This is a genomic window from Streptomyces sp. NPDC001135 (assembly GCF_053598395.1).
In genome coordinates, this window is sequence record NZ_JBSFKD010000013.1 from 60496 (window position 1) to 77886 (window position 17391).

Annotated in this window: 16 protein-coding genes; 6 read left to right on the forward strand and 10 right to left on the reverse strand. The window is 70.8% G+C overall.

Annotation, left to right across the window (positions count from 1 at the left end; translation table 11 throughout):
* Positions 1 to 200 precede the first annotated feature (200 nt).
* Positions 201 to 755 carry a hypothetical protein gene (locus ACWC94_RS17870; RefSeq protein ID WP_450797524.1) on the reverse strand — a complete coding sequence of 185 codons (555 nt, stop codon included), beginning with the start codon at positions 753 to 755 and terminating at the stop codon, positions 201 to 203.
* A 306-nt stretch (positions 756 to 1061) separates the two neighbouring features.
* Here ACWC94_RS17870 and ACWC94_RS17875 point away from each other — a divergent pair, with 306 nt between their 5' ends.
* The 3 genes from ACWC94_RS17875 to ACWC94_RS17885 all read left to right on the forward strand — a co-directional run bounded on the left by ACWC94_RS17875 (position 1062) and on the right by ACWC94_RS17885 (position 3931).
* Positions 1062 to 1814, forward strand: a complete 753-nt coding sequence (locus tag ACWC94_RS17875) for a serine hydrolase (RefSeq protein ID WP_450797525.1) — start codon at positions 1062 to 1064, stop codon at positions 1812 to 1814.
* Between the two features lie 26 nt (positions 1815 to 1840).
* Positions 1841 to 2827, forward strand: coding sequence for a hypothetical protein (locus ACWC94_RS17880; RefSeq protein WP_450797526.1), 987 nt, complete (start codon positions 1841 to 1843; stop codon positions 2825 to 2827).
* Positions 2828 to 2965: 138 nt separating this feature from the next.
* Positions 2966 to 3931: a LysR family transcriptional regulator gene (locus tag ACWC94_RS17885; RefSeq protein WP_450797527.1), complete on the forward strand. Its 966-nt coding sequence runs from the start codon at positions 2966 to 2968 to the stop codon at positions 3929 to 3931.
* Positions 3932 to 3956: 25 nt separating this feature from the next.
* Here ACWC94_RS17885 and ACWC94_RS17890 read toward each other — a convergent pair whose 3' ends face one another.
* From ACWC94_RS17890 to ACWC94_RS17920, 7 genes are read right to left on the reverse strand one after another with little or no spacing between them, the layout of a single operon-like run.
* Positions 3957 to 5153 carry a M6 family metalloprotease domain-containing protein gene (locus ACWC94_RS17890; RefSeq protein ID WP_450797528.1) on the reverse strand — a complete coding sequence of 399 codons (1197 nt, stop codon included), beginning with the start codon at positions 5151 to 5153 and terminating at the stop codon, positions 3957 to 3959.
* A 37-nt stretch (positions 5154 to 5190) separates the two neighbouring features.
* A complete protein-coding gene (locus ACWC94_RS17895) occupies positions 5191 to 6471 on the reverse strand; it encodes an alpha/beta fold hydrolase (protein ID WP_450797529.1) in 1281 nt (426 codons plus the stop codon).
* Positions 6468 to 7478: an ABC transporter ATP-binding protein gene (locus tag ACWC94_RS17900; protein WP_450797530.1), complete on the reverse strand. Its 1011-nt coding sequence runs from the start codon at positions 7476 to 7478 to the stop codon at positions 6468 to 6470. The genes ACWC94_RS17895 and ACWC94_RS17900 overlap by 4 nt, the downstream gene beginning before the upstream one ends.
* The gene (locus ACWC94_RS17905; protein WP_450797531.1) at positions 7475 to 8296 is read right to left on the reverse strand and encodes an ABC transporter ATP-binding protein; all 822 of its coding nucleotides are present in this window, start codon (positions 8294 to 8296) and stop codon (positions 7475 to 7477) included. The genes ACWC94_RS17900 and ACWC94_RS17905 overlap by 4 nt, the downstream gene beginning before the upstream one ends.
* Positions 8293 to 9285 carry an ABC transporter permease gene (locus tag ACWC94_RS17910; RefSeq protein ID WP_450797533.1) on the reverse strand — a complete coding sequence of 331 codons (993 nt, stop codon included), beginning with the start codon at positions 9283 to 9285 and terminating at the stop codon, positions 8293 to 8295. Before ACWC94_RS17910 ends, ACWC94_RS17905 begins: the two co-directional genes overlap by 4 nt.
* Positions 9282 to 10226 (reverse strand): ABC transporter permease, encoded by a 945-nt coding sequence (locus tag ACWC94_RS17915; protein ID WP_450797535.1) that lies wholly within the window; start codon positions 10224 to 10226, stop codon positions 9282 to 9284. The genes ACWC94_RS17910 and ACWC94_RS17915 overlap by 4 nt, the downstream gene beginning before the upstream one ends.
* Entirely contained in the window at positions 10223 to 11905 is a 1683-nt protein-coding gene (locus ACWC94_RS17920) for an ABC transporter substrate-binding protein (protein ID WP_450797536.1), read from the reverse strand. Before ACWC94_RS17920 ends, ACWC94_RS17915 begins: the two co-directional genes overlap by 4 nt.
* 468 nt (positions 11906 to 12373) lie before the next feature.
* Here ACWC94_RS17920 and ACWC94_RS17925 point away from each other — a divergent pair, with 468 nt between their 5' ends.
* Positions 12374 to 13240, forward strand: a complete 867-nt coding sequence (locus ACWC94_RS17925) for a hypothetical protein (RefSeq protein WP_450797538.1) — start codon at positions 12374 to 12376, stop codon at positions 13238 to 13240.
* Positions 13241 to 13264: 24 nt separating this feature from the next.
* Here the strand turns inward: ACWC94_RS17925 and ACWC94_RS17930 are convergent, their stop codons facing one another.
* A complete protein-coding gene (locus tag ACWC94_RS17930) occupies positions 13265 to 14485 on the reverse strand; it encodes a saccharopine dehydrogenase family protein (protein WP_450797539.1) in 1221 nt (406 codons plus the stop codon).
* A 149-nt stretch (positions 14486 to 14634) separates the two neighbouring features.
* Between ACWC94_RS17930 and ACWC94_RS17935 the strand changes: the two genes are divergently transcribed.
* A complete protein-coding gene (locus ACWC94_RS17935; protein ID WP_450797541.1) occupies positions 14635 to 15381 on the forward strand; it encodes a TetR/AcrR family transcriptional regulator in 747 nt (248 codons plus the stop codon).
* 156 nt (positions 15382 to 15537) lie between these two features.
* Here the strand turns inward: ACWC94_RS17935 and ACWC94_RS17940 are convergent, their stop codons facing one another.
* Entirely contained in the window at positions 15538 to 15999 is a 462-nt protein-coding gene (locus tag ACWC94_RS17940) for an AAA family ATPase (protein ID WP_450797542.1), read from the reverse strand.
* A gap of 212 nt (positions 16000 to 16211) precedes the next feature.
* Between ACWC94_RS17940 and ACWC94_RS17945 the strand changes: the two genes are divergently transcribed.
* The gene (locus ACWC94_RS17945) at positions 16212 to 17384 is read left to right on the forward strand and encodes a polysaccharide pyruvyl transferase family protein (RefSeq protein ID WP_450797544.1); all 1173 of its coding nucleotides are present in this window, start codon (positions 16212 to 16214) and stop codon (positions 17382 to 17384) included.
* Positions 17385 to 17391: the final 7 nt, after the last annotated feature.

Below are 17391 nucleotides of genomic sequence, written 5' to 3' on the forward strand. Positions count from 1 at the left end.
CACGACGTCGGAGCCGTCAACTTGGCGGGGCCCCAGTCGGCCCCCTGCGCAGTACTCCACCGACGCAGCCCCTGGGCACAGGGCTCGTGATGCCACCTCGACTGACACCTGGGTGAGATGCCTCGCACCATGGGAAGGAGTGGATCACGACAGGCAGGCTGCCGTGTCCGGTCCCCGGTCTCCATGGCCACGTCCCGCGGTCAGGGCTGGGCATCCCCCGTCGGCTCCGGCCGTGTCGCGCGACGCCGGCGGTGGTACGAGATGGTGACGGCGCCGAGCAGCGGCCCCCAGGCGACCAGGGGCAGGTAGAGGAATCCGACGATGGTGTTGCCGAGTGCGGTCATATCGGGGTGGGGGATGGCCCACCAGGCGACGAACGGCGTCCACAGAACGGTCAGTGCGACGGCGGCGACTCCGGCCGGGACGACGGCCGCCAGCGGGTGGATCGGGCGGCCGCCGAGCAGGGGGATCCAGCGCGGAACCACCTCGCCCCAGGGCCGGACGAGGCCGAGCGTGAGCAGTGCCAGTGCCTCGCTGGCCACGCTGAGGCCGACCACGTACACCGCACCCCAACCGGTCAGGCCCATCGCCGCATAGCCTGCGTCGGTGTACCCGGCCGGGTGGCCGGTCGCCAGCAGGAGGCGCCAGATCCCGGTCGGCAGGGTGACGAGCGCGGCGGCATGCGCGGCCCGGACTGCCCATCGGGGCGGGGGCGGAGCGGCGGGATCGAGCCGAGCGGTGGTCATGTACACCATCCTGTCGGCGTACCGCCCTCACGACGTCGGTTCTGGGGATGAGCTTCCGGACCGGCCCAGGATGGAGATCCGTACGGCCGCCTCACCCTCGAGAGGGAGGTGCGTTCGTTCTGCTCCACCTCCCGGGGTCGACGACTCCGGTGGCCCATGGTGCGGGAAGCCGGTCGACTTCCCATCGACGTGTCAGGTGGCGACGGCAGCCGGCCACCAGCGACCTGTCCGCTGCTCTCACCGCATGTAGACGGTCCGAAAGCCTGCCGTTAACCTGCATGAGTCAGGTCGGGGGCATGCCAGGGGGCTGGCGGTATGGACATTGATGGTCGCATCGACTCGTTCATCGCCCACGACCCTTCACGAGCCGTGGTGCTGTCGTCCCTGCGCGGAACAGACCTCTGCGTTCACCGCAACGCCCACCAGGTGTTCCCCGCCGCCAGCCTGATGAAGGTGCCCCTGGCCCTCACCGTGCTGGAGCGAGCGGACGCCTCGCGCGTGGTCAAACGGTCCGAGCTGCAGCGCACGGCCTACCCGTCGCTGCTCGAGGTGTTCGATCCTCAGCACGAGTTCACGTTGGCCGAACTGTGCGGCCTGATGCTGGCCACGAGCGACAACCCCGTCGGCGCCTTCCTGACCGAACTGGTCGGCATGGACGCGGTAACGGCCACCGCCACACGAGCAGGAGCACAACGGACGTACATGCGTGTGGGATTCAGCGACGCCGAGCTGGGCCCGCAGGCCAGGGACAGCACCACGACAGCCCACGACATGGCCGCCATCCTGCGCTACGCAGCTACTCGGCCTGGACTGCGCGGCGTGATCAAGGCCATGCGCAACAGCATGCGCAACTTCCGTCTGCCGCTACGCCTCCCTGACGACCTGGCCGTCGCTCACAAGACCGGCAGCCTGCGTGGCCTCGCCCACGATGCCGGCGTCCTCTACGGGCGCGACAGTGATGTGATCGCGGTGTTCCTCACCGACAACCAGGAGGACACCGCCACCGTGGGCATCCAGATCGGCGACTGCATCGCCGATGTGTGGCATCAGCTCGGCGAAGCCGCGTAACCGGGCTCGCGGACGGGGGTCCCCGGATGACCGACCAGCGCAACGTCATCGCCGAAGTCCGGCGCACGGTCCGCATCTACAACCTTCTGATACTCGTCGTGGGAGCGATCGCTCTCGTCATCTCGGTGAACCGCGCCCACGGCGACGTGATCGTCAAGTGCCTGGAGGTGATCGGCAGCACCCTCGTCTCGGCTGCCGTGGTCAGCATCATCTTCGGCCAGATCACGATCCGCGACACAACACTGCAGGTTGACCAGGCCATCGACCGCGCTCTGCGTGAAGTCCTCGAACCCATAAGGGAAAACCTCTTCGCCGGCGCCCTCGCCCGCTACCGGTGGGACTGCCACCTGGACGGCCTCGCAGTCGACGGATACGCCGTCCAGGCGATGCGCATCTCCTACCAAGTCGCGAACCTGCCCACAGAACTCCGTTTCGTATGTGTCTCCTCACTGTCGGACGAACCCTTCAGCACCCTGGTCGGCGACAACAGATACGCGTTCCGCTGGCAGATCGACGAGGGTCTCGCGCTGACAGACCGAACCTGCTTCCGCGTCGATCACGTCCGCGTCAACGGCCAGGAACTCCCCCAAGCGCCACCGCGCCAGACGGTCCTGCGCGGGTCTCCCGCGATCGAATACCGGTTTCCGCTGTCGGAGCAGCGCCGCCACCACGGTCTGCACTACGTCGAATTCCACGTCGTCGCCCGCAAATACCTCGGGTCCGACCGTGAAATCCGGGTCCAGGCCACCACCTTCAGGCCCATCCTCGATGCGGAGTACCGCCTCACCGTGGGCGAGACCATCGGTTCCCAGATCCTGAACACACAGGTGTCCGGGCTGAGCCGACTCGGTGCGAGCGGACTGACCCAGCACGGCCGTACCTATCCCGAAGCGTTCGGTCAGGTCGCCGCCTACGCCATCTTCACCACGCCGCTGCAGACGGGAAGCACCGTCGTCTTCACCGTCGACCGCGGCAACCCGCGTCGGGCAGGCCTGAGGGGCGGAGCATCCTGAGCCGACGAAGTACGGCACAGGATGCTTCCTGCCGAGGTGCCGCACCCATAGCATTTCAGTGGCGTGTGGCATTGCATAGGGGACTGGCCGGTCCGCACCCCTGCCGGAAGGCTCCCCGGGCTCCCTACCATCCGCGCCATGGATCTAGAGGTACGGCACTTGCGAGTGATCTGCGCGATCGCGGAGGCCGGAAGCCTGACCCGTGCCGCCGCGTCGCTGTGCATGACCCAACCGGGGCTCAGCGCCCAACTGCGGCGTATCGAGGCCATGCTGGGCGGACCGATCTTCGACCGGGGGCAGGCCGGTGCCGTGCCCACCGCGCTGGGTGAGCTGGTGCTGCCCCGGGCGCGGGCCATCCTGCCGGGCATCGACGGCCTGCTCTCCGACACCGCCCGCGCCGCTCACTGCGGGACGGCCCCCGGCCGTGTCCGTCTCGGATCGGTGGGCGCGCCGTTGCTGGCCGATCTCGTCCTGGCGGCAAGGGAGCTGATTCCCGGATCGGACGTGACGACCCGGTGTCAGTACTCCCCCTCGCCGCTGGTGGACGACCTCTCGGCGGGGCGTCTGGAGGCGGCGGTCCTCGGGGACAGCCCCGGGCATGAACTCGCCCCCCGCGAGGGAGTCGTGCTGCGCCCGGTGGCCACCGAGCCCCTCTTCGCGCTGCTGCCGTCCACCCATGCCCTGGCCGGCCGCGAAGAGGTGGGTCTGGAGGAACTCATCGCGGATGACTGGGCCATGCCGCATCCGGACAGTGATCGTACCCGGGAGTACTGGGCGTCCGTCTTCTCCCGGACGGGCCGTCAGCCGCACGCCCCCTACGAGGCGGAAGGCCGGCAGCTGATCGACATCGTCCGGGCAGGCCTGGCCGTCAGTCTCTGTCAGGCCACCTTCATCGAGGTGCCGGGCGTCGCCGTCCGCCCGCTCGCCGGTGATCCCCTCTGGTACCGCCACGTGCTGGGCCTGCGCCGCGACGGACCGCTGGCCGCCCACGGTGACGCGGTCGTCCGCAGGGTGGCCGAGGGGTATCTCGCCACCGGTGCCGCCGCACCGGCCTACGCACGATGGCACCGGCGCCGCCCGAAGTCGCTGTGCCTGCCCGGGTGAGCCACCGCGCGGTGAAGACCGGCTCTCACTGCCGGGCGACAGAGATCTCGTCTTGCAGGGGGGCGCTGCTGTCGACATCGATCCGGACTCCTGTGGCGGGATCGGTGAAGGTCTGGCCGGAGTGGAATGCCGCCATGTCCAGGGCCCGGCAACCCGACGGGGGCGTGGCGCCGGGGTTGCCGTTCACGACCTGGATGGGGCCGTAGCCGGTCGGGGTCGAGGTGTCCACCTTGTAGACGAGCACGCCGCTGGAACAGGCGTGTCCGTCCGCGCCGACGGCCCTGCGGGATTCGGCGACGTAGGCGGTGGTCTCGCCGGTGGGAATCACCGCGATCTTCTTCCCGCCGGGGCTTTCGACCGCGTTCAGGCGGACGGTGCGGGTTCCGGCCGAGGGAAGGCAGGCCACCTGGCGGTCGTCGATCCAGCCGAGCTTCCACCGCTCCCAGCCCAGGTGCTGTGGGGCGGCCCCGGCGATGTCGCCCATGAGGTCCCAGCCGCCGACGAAACGGTGGTAGTCCGTACCGGTGAACGCGTAGAGGTCGGGCAGGCCGAAGGTGTGGCCGGTCTCGTGGTCGGCGACCTTGAAGCCCCAGTGCCACATGTCCTGCCCGAAGGTCACGGCCCACTTGACGCGCCTGCCGTCGGCGGTGACGCCCGCGGTGGCGGGGTCGTACAGGTACGTCGGCGAGAAGCTGATCGCGGCGGCGGACTTCGCCGGGACGATGTAGACCATGTCGTACCGGGAGAAGTCGGCGTACGCGTCCGCGGCCGCCACCGCCTGCCGGACGTACGCCTCGTGCTGCTCGAAGGTGATCCCGCGCTGGAAGCCGTAGCTGGTGGAGTCCTGTGGCATCCGTATCCACCGGTCCAGTGGGGTGATGTCGAGCGAGGCCCGGCCGTAGGAGTCGCGTTTCATCCAGTCGGCGGCCGGGGCGAGTTGCCGGTAGTAGTCGGTCGTGGCACCGGTGGCCGGGGCGTCGGGGAAGTCGACGAACAGCATGAGCACGTGTGTGGTGCCGAGGGGCCGCTGGAACTGGGTGTAGTCGGTGGCGTGGCCCTCGTCCGTCCAGCCGGTCCGGCCGGGAAGCGCGCAGTCGGCGGCCGGGGCGGTGCTCCGCGCCGGCGCTGCGGTGGCGGTCGGAACGGTGACCGGGAGCGTCAGGAAGGCCGTCGCCGCCGCACCCGCGGCAAGGGCTCTGAGCCTCTGGGGGGTTCCGGACATGTCTCCTCGTGTGTGTCGTCGGGATGGGGCGGGGACGTCAGGCCCGTCCGGCGGCCATGTCCATCAGGCGGGACAGCACGCCTTCGCCGGACGCGGTCACCCCGTCGTGCTCCCACTCGTTGGTGACCCAGGCGCGCAGCGCGCCGACCGAGCGCGCGGTCGGCAGGGACAGTTCCGCGGGGACGTACATGTCGTCGTGGTAGACCACTGCGGCCACCGGCACCTGGTTGGCCGCCAGCCGCGACGGCGCGTACAGCGCGGGCCAGTCGGCCCGCTCGGCCAGCAGTCGGGCGGCGTCACGGAACGGCCGCAGCGCGCTGATCTCCTCGTACATCCAGGGATAGAACATCTCGCCGGTGAGCAGCAGCGGGTCGGTGTCCTCGGCGAACTCGGGGCGGTCGGCGATCGCGCGGGCGGCGGCCCAGTCGGTGGGTTTGCCCCCTTGCGCGAAGCAGGCTTCCTGGAGCACGGCGAAGAGCGGGTTGTCGACGAGTCCGGTCAGGTGGGTGACCTGTTGCAGGAAGGTCGCCGAGAGGTCGCCGTCGGCGCCGACGGCCTCGTCCAGCAGCCAGTGCAGGCGCGTGGGCCCGTCCCCCATCCCCAGCATCAGGCCGAGTGTGCGCAGCCGCCGTACGGTGAGCCGGTCGCCGTCCGGCAGGTGGACCGTGCGGCGGTGGAGCCGGTCGGCGATCCGCCGGACCAGGTCGCGGTCGCCGGGGTAACGGGCGTAGTACGCGGTCACCTTCTCCCTGACCCGGGGATAGGTGGCCGCGTAGACGTCGTCGGCGGTGGCGTCCAGGCCGGGCAGGCCGCCGGTGATGTAGCAGGCGCGCAGGCCCTCGGGGGCCTGGGAGAGATAGGTGAGGGTGATGAAGCCGCCGTAGCTCTGGCCGAGCGTCTCCCAGGGCTCGTCGCCGCACAGCTGATGCCGGATCAGCTCCGCGTCGGCGACGATCGAGTCCGCGCGGAGGAGGGCGAGGTGGTCGGCCAGCCCCCGGGGGTCGGGGAACCGTGCGGCCGACCGGGCCGTGACCGGGGTGCTGCGGCCGGTGCCGCGTTGGTCCAGCAGCAGCACCCGGTGGGTCCTGAGGGCGCGGGCGAGCCACCCGGAGATGGCGTTCAGCGGCCGGGGCGACTTGCCACCGGGGCCGCCCTGCAGGAACAGCAGCCAGGGCAGTCGCTCGCCGGCCCGGAGCGGGTCGGACACTTCCCGGGCGAACACCTGGATCGAGGTTCCCGCGGGGTCGGTGTGATCGAGCGGTACGGTGAACTCGTGGTCCGTCACGGCGAGTCCGGGCAGGCGGTAGGTACGGCTCATGCGGTCCTCTCCTCGGCAGACGGCTCGGAGACCGGCTGGGCCAGCGGTTCGGGGTAGTGGCAGGCGACCTCGTGCCCCGGGGCGATCGGGTGCAGCTCGGGCCGTTCGGCGGCGCACCGGTCGGCCGCCCTGGGGCAACGGGTGCGGAACGGGCAGCCGCTGGGCGGATCGAGCGGACTGGGCAGGTCGCCGCTCAGCACGATCCGCTCGCGGGTCCGTTCGGCGTCCGGGTCGGGCAGCGGTACGGCGGACAGCAGGGCGTGGGTGTAGGGGTGCGCGGCCTGTCCGTAGAGCGTGTCCCGGTCGGCCGTCTCCACCACCGTGCCCAGGTACATCACGGCGACGCGTGTGCTGATCTGGCGGACCGCGCCGAGGTCGTGCGCGATGAACACGTAGGCGAGGCCGTACTCCTGCCGCAGGTCCTTGAGCAGGTTGAGGATCTGCGCCTGGACGGACACGTCGAGCGCGGAGACCGGCTCGTCGCACACCACCAGTTTCGGCCGCAGCGCCAGTGCCCGGGCGATCCCGATGCGCTGCGCCTGGCCGCCGGAGAACTCGTGCGGATAGCGGGCGGCATGCTCGGCCCGCAGGCCCACCCGCTCCAGCAGCTGTTCCACCGGTGCGTCGGGGGTCAGCCCCTGGTAGCGGTACGGGGCCGTCAGGATCTGGCGGACGGTCAGGCGGGGGTTGAGCGAGGAGAACGGATCCTGGAAGATCATCTGCAGGTCGCGGCGTACCGGCCGCATCATCGGCTCGTCCAGCGCGGTCAGGTCCCGTCCGGCCACGGTGACCGTGCCCGAGGTGGGCTCGATGAGCCGGGTCAGCAAGCGGGCGACCGTGGACTTGCCGCAGCCGGACTCGCCGACCAGGCCCAGCGTCTCCCCCGCGTCCACCCGCAGCGACACTCCGTCGACCGCCCTGACGTGCCCGGCGAGCCGCCGGGTCAGGCCGTGCCGTACGGGGAACCGTTTGACCAGGTCGCGCGCTTCGAGCAGGGGCGCGTTCACGCGGTCACCTCCGGTGCCGACAGGGTGGGCAGGCGATCGGGCAGCGGTCCGTCGACCCGGGGCACGCAGGCGAGCAGGCCCTTGGTGTAGGTGTCGCGCGGGCGGTAGAACACCTCGCGGACCGTGCCCCGCTCGACCGCGCGGCCGCCGTACATCACGACGACCTGGTCGGCCAGTCCCGCGACCACGCCCATGTCGTGGGTGATGAGCATGATGGCGGTGCCGGACCGTTCCCGTAGCTCCCGCAGCAGGTCCAGGATCTGGGCCTGCACGGTCACGTCGAGTGCGGTGGTCGGTTCGTCGGCGATGAGCAGGTCGGGTTCCAGACACAGGGCCATCGCGGTCATCACGCGCTGGCGCATGCCGCCGGAGAACTCGTGCGGGTACGCGCGGGCTCGCCGCTCGGGCTCGGGGATGCCGACGCGGTCCAGCATCCGTACGGCGACCCGGTGTCCCTCGCGACGCCCCGCCCGGCGGTGTGCCCGGAATGCCTCGGCGATCTGGAAGCCCACCGGGTAGTAGGGGTTCAGGCAGGACAGCGGGTCCTGGAAGATCATCGCGATCCGGTCTCCGCGCAGCCGGCGCAGCGCCCGCCGGTCCATGCCGGTCAACTGCCGTCCGTCGAAGCGGACTTCACCCGTGATCCGGGCGTCCGGCAGCAAGCCCATGACGGCCAGGCTGGTCACGGACTTGCCGCTGCCCGACTCACCCACCACACCGAGCACCGTTCCGGCGGCCAGGTCCAGATCGAGTCCGTCGACGGCGCGTACGCCACCCGCGAAGTCCACGGTCAGATCACGTACGGTCAGCAGGGTCATGCCACGGCCCTCACTCTCGGGTCCAGGAGCGCGTAGACCAGGTCGACCGCGACGTTGGCGATCACCACGAACCCCGCGGCGAAGAGCGTCACCCCGAGGATCACGGGCTGGTCGGCGCTGTTGATCGCGTCGGCCGCGAGCTTTCCGACGCCGGGCAGGCCGAAGACCGACTCGGTGATGAGGGCGCCGCCGAGGAGCGCCCCGAGGTCCATGCCGAAGATCGTCACGATGGGCATCAGCGCCGGCCGCAGCGCGTGCCGGCGCAGCACGGTCGGCTCGGGCAGGCCCTTGGCGCGGGCGGTGCGGACGTAGTTCTGGCCGAGGCTGTCGAGCATCTCGCCGCGGGTGATCCGGGCGTAGATGCCGGCATAGAGCATCGCGAGCGTGATCCACGGCATGACCATGGACTGGGCCCAGCCGACGGGGTCCGCGGTGAGCGGGATCGCCTGCGGGTAGGGCAGCAGGCCGAGCTTGACGACGAGCAGGTACTGCAGCATCAGGGCGGTGAAGTAGACCGGCAGCGAGACGCCGCCGAGCGCGGCCGTCATCGCCGCCCGGTCCCACAGGCTGCCGCGGCGCAGTGCGGAGACCACTCCGGCCGTGACGCCGACGATCAGCCACAGCACCGCCGCGCCGACGGCGATGGAGATGCTGACCGGCAGCCGGTCCGTGAGCATCCGCCACACCGGCTGATCGGTCTGGAAGCTGAATCCCAGGCACGGTGCGGGGCAGTGCACGGCCTGCGCGCCCGTGCCGTAGCCGCGGCCGGCCACGATGCCGACGAGATAGTCACGGAACTGCACGAACACCGAGTGGTTCAGGCCGAGGGTGGCGCGGATCTCGGCGATCCGCTCCGGGCTGCACGCCTTGCCGCAGGCGCCCTGAGCCGGGTCGGCGGGCATCAGATAGAAGATCGAGAAGGTGGCGGCGCAGATCACCAGCAGGATCACCACCGTCGCGGCCAGCCTGCGCAGGACATAGAGGATCATCGTCGGCGGCTCCGGGGATCGAGGGCGTCCCGTACCGCGTCGCCGAGCACGTTGAAGGCGAGCACCGTGACGAACAGGAAGGCGCCAGGGACGAGGAAGTAGACGGGGTCGGCGGCGTACCAGGGCACCGCGGAGGCGATCATCTGGCCCCAGGAGGGGGTCGGCGGGCGCACTCCGATGCCGAGGAAGGACAGGCCCGCCTCGGTGGCGATGTAGCCGGGGATCGACATGGTCGCCACCACGAGGATGGGCCCGCTGAGGTTGGGCAGGACCTCCCGGACCAGCAGTGCCCGCCGGGAGGCGCCCAGCACCCGGGCCGCGGCCACGAACTCGCCACGGGCCAGCACCATCGCCTGCCCGCGCACGATCCGCCCGACGTAGGGCCACCCGAAGAAGCCGAGGACGACGACCAGCAGCAGCTGCCGGTTCACCCCCGGTGCCGCGGAGATCAGCGCGATCATGAAGATCAGGGCGGGAAAGGACATCAACAGGTCCATCAGCCTGCCGACGACCGTGTCGGTCCAGCCCCCGAAGAACCCGGCGGCCAGCCCGAGTGTCGTTCCGAGCACCACCGACAACGCCGTGGCGAGCAGGGCGATCAGCAGCGAGACCCGGGCTCCGTAGACGACACGGGCGAGGATGTCCCGGCCGCTGCCGGGCTCGACACCCAGCCAGTGCGCGGCGCCGATCCCGCCGCCCGTGCCGCGCGGCAGTCCGCCGAGCGCCGGGTCCACCGCTTCGGAGTGGAACTCGGTCGGGGACGTGCCGGCGGCCCAGGTGATCAGCGGGGCCGCGAGGGCGGTCAGCACCAGGAGGACGACGGCCGTCAGTGCGATCGCCGCGGCGCGCTGGGCCAGCAGGCGGCGCAGCAGGGAGGTCTCGTGCGGTACGACGCGGGGCGGTGCGTCGGCCGGAACGGGGGCCGGGAGCGTGGCGGTCACTTGCGCAGTCCCAGGGAGACCAGGTCCAGTCGTCCGACGTAGGCGATGTGCCCGTAGGCGCCGGTGACATGGGAACCGGTCAGGACGGCCGCCTTGTCCCACAGGAACGGCACGACCGGCGCGTCCCGCATGATCTGCGCGGACAGTCGGCCGTAGGCGGTCGCGGCGGCGGCCGGGTCCTTCATCCGGGCGATCTCGTCGATACGGGCGTCGACCTTGGCCGAGGTGTACTGGGCGTGGTTGTTGTTGCCCTCGGGGGTGATCAGCCGGCCGTCGAACACGAGGGGCAGGTAGGTGGAGGCGCCGGGCCAGTCGGGTGTCCAGCCGTCGATCACCAGGTCGTGTTCCTGCGAGGTGTTGCCCACCGTGCTGTAGAAGGCGGACGAGCTGATCGCGTTGATGGTCACCTTGATTCCGGCCTTGGCCAGGGACGCCTGTACGGCCTCGCCCTGCGACTGGCCGCCCGCGGTGGCCGGGGTGTCGAGGGTGAGGGCCAGGCCCGAGGCATGGCCCGCCTGGGCGAGCAGCGCCTTGGCCTTGGCCGGGTCGCCCTTGCCTCCCGGGCTCGGGAAGGGATCGTCGGAAACGGAGCCGGGCAGCGACGGCGGCAGCAGGGTGGTGGCCAGTTGACCGGCGATCGGGCCGCCCCGCGCGGTACGCATCGCGTCCTTGTCCAGCGCGTAGGCGATCGCCTGCCGCACCCGTACGTCGTCGAGCGGCTTGTGCCGGGTGTTGATGCTCAGGTACCGCGTGTTGATCGACTCGCCGGTGACCAGCCTCTTGCGCACCGCGGGGCTGGCCATCACCGGTCCGACCGAGGCCGGGCCGACCGGCTCGAAGGCGACCGCGTCCGCGTCCTGCCCCTGGGCGGAGATGAGCCGCTGGTCGACGACGGCCGGGTCGAGATTGAGATCGAGCACGATCTCGTCCGGCAGGCCCTTGCGCACCGTGTCGGTGGACGGACTCCAGTGGGTGTTGCGGACCAGCGTGAGCCGCTTCTTGGGCTCGAAGGTCCCGATCTTGTACGGACCGGAGGAGAAGGGCCTGCTGTCGTAGCGGACGCCGGTGTCCTTGTCCTGCGGAACCGGGGCGAAGGCCGGCAGCGACACCGCGGAACCGAAGTCGGCCACCGGGCGGTTGAGCTTGAAGACGATGGTCCGGTCGTCCGGGGTCCCGATCGAGGCGAGCCCGCGCTTGTCCTTGTAGGGGCCCTTGTAACTCCGGCCTCCGGCAAGCCACATCCGTGCGTACGGCGGCCCTTCGGGGAGTTCCGCGGCGAACGTCCGCTCGACCCCGTACTTGACGTCCCGGCTGGTGATGGGCCGGCCGTCCTCGAACCTCACCCCAGCCTTGAGTGTGAAGGTCCAGGTCCGGGCACCGTCGCTCGGGCGACCGGTGTCCGTCGCCAGATCCGGCACGATTCTTCCTCCGGCCGGCCCGGGTGCCGCCGCGTACGTCGTCAGCGTCCGGTAGATGAGGCGGCCCACGTCCTCGGACGAGGTGACGTAGTTGCGGGCCGGGTCGAGGTGCTCCAGGTCGAGGCTGGAGAGCACGTGGAGGGTGCCCCCCTTGCTCGCGGCCCCGCCCCGCCCGTCGCCGCCGCCGGCTCCCCCGCAGCCGACGATGGTGACGAGTCCGAGGGCGGCGGCCATGACCATCCCGGAACGTCGTGCTCTCACGATGGCTCCCTATGCGATGTGACATTTCACTGGCTGGGTCAAGGTTGTGGGCGTCAGGCCCTGGCAGCCAGCTCTCAGTTACCCAGAACATCGGGTTATGGACGCTGGTCTCGGCGACGTGAAGCGGACCGCGCTGATGACGACGACGGGGCGCTGCCGGGAGGCCCGCGGCACCCTGGTCCACCGCCTCCCCACCGCACGGCATCGGACCGCATGTGACAGCGACGTACGGAACATGTCACAGCCCGCATACCGCCAACCGCCGCCGCTTCCCCGGAGCGGCACCGGGTGGGATGTTTACCGGCCGGAGCGGCCCACAGCGGGCCGCGGGGAGGGATCGGGGTGGACACCTTGAGACGCCGACAACACCGCACGGGCAACGGCAGATCCGTCGGAAGCGATCGGGGAATCGGCGGAAGCGGCGCACCGCGGCGCCGCCTGGCGGCGGTGGCCGCCACGGCGCTCGCCATGGCCCTACCACTCACCGTCGGCACCGCGGGAGACGCGGGGGCGGCGGGTGACCATCCGATCGTCTTCGCCCGCTACACCGCGGCAGCGCCCGTCGAGGACCTCTACGCGGTCTCCCCCAGCGGCGGCACGCCCGTCGAACTCACCCACACCTCCACCGTCAGCGACGTGATGCCCACCTGGTCCCCGGACGGCAAACGGGTGGCCTTCGTCCGCTATGGATCCGGCGGCGCCATCGACGGCATCTGGACGATGAACACGACGGGCAGCGGCCTGAAGGCCGTCCCCGGCACCAAGGACGCCTCCGACCCGGCGTGGTCCCCGGACGGCAAGCGGATCGCCTACTCCAAGCCGGTCGGCACCCAGCGCGAGATCTATGTGTCCGACATCGACGGCACCCCCGCCACCCGGCTCACCCACACCGCGGCGGACGACCTCCACCCGACGTGGTCCCCTGACGGCAAGTACCTGGCCTTCAACCGCGCGGACGCGGGCGGACACAGCAGGGTGATGCGGATCCGGCTGTCCACCCTGGCCCAGACGGCGGTCACCGGGGCCGGCTCCCACGACTGGACGCCCGACTGGTCGCACAGCGACCGCATCGCCTTCAGCCGCGTGGACTCCTCGGGCTTCGCCCGCCTCTACCTCGTCCGCCCCGACGGCACCGGCCTGCACCGCGTCACCGCGGCCCGCCTCAACGACAAGAACCCTTCGTGGTCCCCGGACGGCAGCCGCCTGGTCTTCACCCGAGGCGGTGCCGACGACGCGGACCCCGAACACCTCTATCTGGTACGGGCCGACGGCACCGGACTGACCCAGCTCACCAAGACCGACTCCCACGACCTGGAGGCGGACTGGCGCCCGTAACGGCCCGTACCGACCGACGGGTCACTACTCGTCGCGCAGTCCCCAGGGAGCGCCGTACTCGGTGAGCAGGTCCAGGAAGGGGCGCGGGGGCAGGGCTTCCGGGCCGAGAACGCCCTTGCCGGACCAGTCACCGGTGGACAGCAGTTCCAGCGCGACGACCGGGTTGACGGCCGTCTGCCAGACGACGGCCTGCGCGCCGTACTCGTGCATCGACCACTGGTTGTCGACCACGTGATACAGGTACACCTCACGCGGCGCCCCGTCCTTGGTGCCCTTCACCCATGTGCCGGCGCAGGTCTTGCCCGTCATCCGCTCCCCCAGGCCGGCCGGGTCGGGCAGGCACGCGGCGACGACGTCCCGCGGCGAGACCGTGACGGGTCCGTCGTCCCCGGGCACCGTCACGCCGGCCGTCGCGTCCAGGCCCAGCTGGTGGAGGGTCTTCAGCTTGGCGATGAAGTCGTCGCCGAGGCCGTACTTGAAGGTGACCCGACGCGCGTCCACCCAGCGGGGTATCAGCAACACCTCTTCGTGTTCGACGTTGACGCACTCCACCGGACCGATGCCCTCGGGGAAGTCGAAGACCTCGGGCTCGCTGAAGGGGGTGGTGGTGAACCAGCCGCGGTCCTTCTCGTAGACCACCGGAGGGTTGAGGCACTCCTCGATGGTCGTCCAGATGCTGAAGGAGGGGGCGAAGTCGTATCCCTCGACCGTCAGATTGGCGCCGTCCCGCACGCCTATCTCCTCGATGTCGTCGAAGAGCTCGTCGGCCGCGTACCGGGCGAAGACGTCGGACAGGCCCGGCTCGACGCCCATGCCGACCAGCGCCAGCCGTCCGGCCTCCTCCCACCGGCGGGCCAGTGCGAACTGTTCGTCACCGAGCTTGACGCCGCACTGCTCGTACGGGCGCGAGCCATGCGGAACGGACAGCGACATCGCCATGTCCAGGTAGTGCGCACCGGCCTCCAGAGCCGCTGTGAAGAGCGGCATCACGAACCTGGGATCGGTGGCGTTGAGCAGCACGTCGCATCGCTCCTCGGTGAGGACCCGGCGGACGGCGTCCTGGTCCGAGGCGTCCAGCCGCTGGGCGCTGAAGCGGGTTGCCCGGTCTCCCAGGGCCGCGACCGCGGCCTCGGCACGGGTGAGGTCGTAGTCGGCGACGACCATGTGGGTGAGGAACGCACGGCGAGCGGCGATCCGGGTGACGGCCGTCCCCACACCACCCGCGCCCACGAGAAGTACGCGCATGTCACAGGCCCTTCTTTCCGGCAAGGCGAGGCGCGCGGCGGAGCGCCTCCGGACAGGGTCGATGCAACGCGACGGCCGGATGTAAGGTCAACCCCGTTGGCGTAAGCCCGGTCAGGGGGCTGTGGCCGACGACGGAGGAGAGGCCCGGCATGGCGAAGCACGTGGTACCGGAGGCGGCACGTCGACGGCGGCGGCCCACGCGCAGCGGCACCGTGCTGTCCGAGGAGATCATCGTGCGGACCGCCCTGCGGGTGCTGCGCGAGCACGGCAGCACCGGGCTGACGGCGCGCCGTCTGGGCGCGGCGCTCGGCGCCGATCCGAGCACGCTCTACCGCTACTTCGCGGGGATGGACGATCTGACCCGGGCCATCGGGGACGAGCTGATGGGGCGGGCTCTCGACAGCTGGACGGCCACCGGCCACTGGCGTACGGACCTGCGTGCTCTGGGCCGGGCCATCCACGCCTCCTACCTCGCCCACCCCCAGGCCGCCGTCCTCACCGCCAGCCGGGTCACGGGCAGACCTCGCGAGATCGCGGTGGACGAGACCATCCTCGGCCTGCTGCGCGGCGCCGGGCTGCCCGATCCGGTGGCGGTGCGCGTCTACCACGCGTTCATCGACCAGAGTCTCGCCTTCGCCGCGCTCGACGCCGGATCCCTCGCGCTCGCGGACGAGGCCCGTGCGGGAGACGAGCACATGTGGCAGTCCACTTATGCGCGCCTGCCCGCCGCATCACACCCCAACATCGCGGCTACGGCCCAGCTGCTCGCCCGGCGTATGCCGCACAGCGCCTATCCGGCCGCCCTGGAGATGCTGCTGGAACACACCGCCGAGCAGTTGCTCGTGAGCCGGCAGGCGAGTTCGCGCGTCGTGCGGGGCCCTTCTGCGGACAAGTGAGACACGCTGCCGGTGCTCGGGGTTCTCGTGGTCGCGGCGGCAGCCGGCGTCCCAGGCGGTGCGCTGGTCGCCGTCGCGGTCCACGGCACGTACGACGCCTGCGCGGCTCCCCTCACTCCCGAGCCCGGCCGGCCTGTCACGTGCCTGTCTCGTACCTCACCCACGCACCTCGAAGCCGCCGCGGCCGTCGAACCGCACCTCGCGTACCTGGTCGAAACCGTCCGCCCTGGACGGCTTGCGCAGCCGCTTCAGTGTGGCCAGGACGCCCACGTCCGGGACGCGCTCACGACCCTCGCGGCCGGCGTTGCGCCGCAGCGAGCCGGCCACGTCCGGAGGGAACCAGTAGGCCGTCACCGTCACCCCATGGGTGTGGGCCGCCTCCACCAGCGGGGCCCACTCCTGCGGCGACGGATTGGTGTTGTCCACCGCCACCGCCCTCTCGGCCGCCAGGTGCTCCGCCAGCAGCCGCAGCTGCCGCACCTGCTTGTTCCTGGCGCCTCGCGGAAACAGGTCCTTGCTGACCAGCGTGTACCGGTCGGACAGACACCGCGCGTAGAACGTGGACTTCCCGGAAGCCTGCAGCCCGACCAGCACGGCAACATCTACTCCAGTCACCATGGACGCCACGATGTCACGCGACCGGCGGACGGAGGTACCGGGCCGTCCGCCGTGAGTGGTCGGGTCGGCCGCTGAGTGATGTCGGCGCCCCGACCACAGAGAGAAGCCGCGCTCTGGTACGGAAGCGCCGAAATGGGGCACATAGCAGACGGCCTGCCTTCCGGTTCTCGCATCGCGGGAGCACTTCTGGTGAACGTCGTGAGGGAGCGGTCATGGACGGCACAGGAAGCGTGACCGTGGGCGTACTGGGCTCCTACGGGGGCCGGAATGTGGGTGACGAGGCGATCCTCACCGCCCTGCTGGACCGCGTGCGGACCGGGCGGCCGGAGACGCGCTTCGTGGTCTTCTCCCGCGATCCCGTGCACACCCGCCGCGTCCATCCGGATGTCGAGGTCGTCGGCTGGGAGGGTGTGTGCAGGGAGGGCATCTCCGCGTATCTGTGCCGGCTGAACGTGCTGGTGCTCGGAGGTGGGGGGATCCTTTACGACACCGAGGCGCGTCGATACCTGCGGATGGCCCGCACGGCCCAGGATCTCGGCGTACCCGTGTTCACCTACGCCGTGGGGGCCGGTCCGCTCACGGACGAGGCGGACTGCGCGTGGGTCCGGCGGGTGCTCTCCGACGCGGTGGAGGTCACCGTGCGGGACGAGGAGTCGAAACTCGTACTCGAAGAGGCCGGAGTGGCCCGGCCCATCTCCGTCACCGCCGATCCGGCGCTGCTGCTCGTCCCCGGCAATCACGGCGCGCAGCTCCTGCGGGCGGAAGCCGTGCCGGACGGGGTGCGCCTGGTGGGGATGAGCGTACGAGAACCCGGGCGTGCGGCCGAGCATCTCGATGAGGACGGATACCACCAGCTCCTGGCCAGTGTGGGGGATTTCCTCGCCCACCGGCTCGACGCCCACATCGTCTTCGTCTCCATGGAGCGCGGCGACATCCGGCACGCGCACGCGGTGGTGTCCCGCATGGCCTCAGCGGACCGCTGCACGGTGCTGCACGGCGACTACGCACCGCAGCAGGTCCTCGACATCGTCACACAGCTGGACCTGGCCGTCGGCATGCGGCTGCACTTTCTGATCTTCGCCGCCCTCTCCGGCATTCCCGTCCTGCCCCTGCCCTACGCGGGCAAGGTCTTCGACTTCGCCCAGCAGATCGGCGCGCCCGCCCTGCGCGGGGTGATCAGGGAGACGACAGGGCTGCTGCTGGCGGAGGTGGACCGCCTGTGGGACGAGCGGCCCTCCCGAGCAGCCGACACGGCGGCGCGTACGGCATCGCTGCGACTGCGGGCGGCGCAGACCGCCGACCGGCTCCTCGCCTATCTGGACGAGAGCGCCTCACACCATGTCATCCGAGACGGCACGCCGGTGCCCGCCTCCACAGCGGGCTGAACCCGAC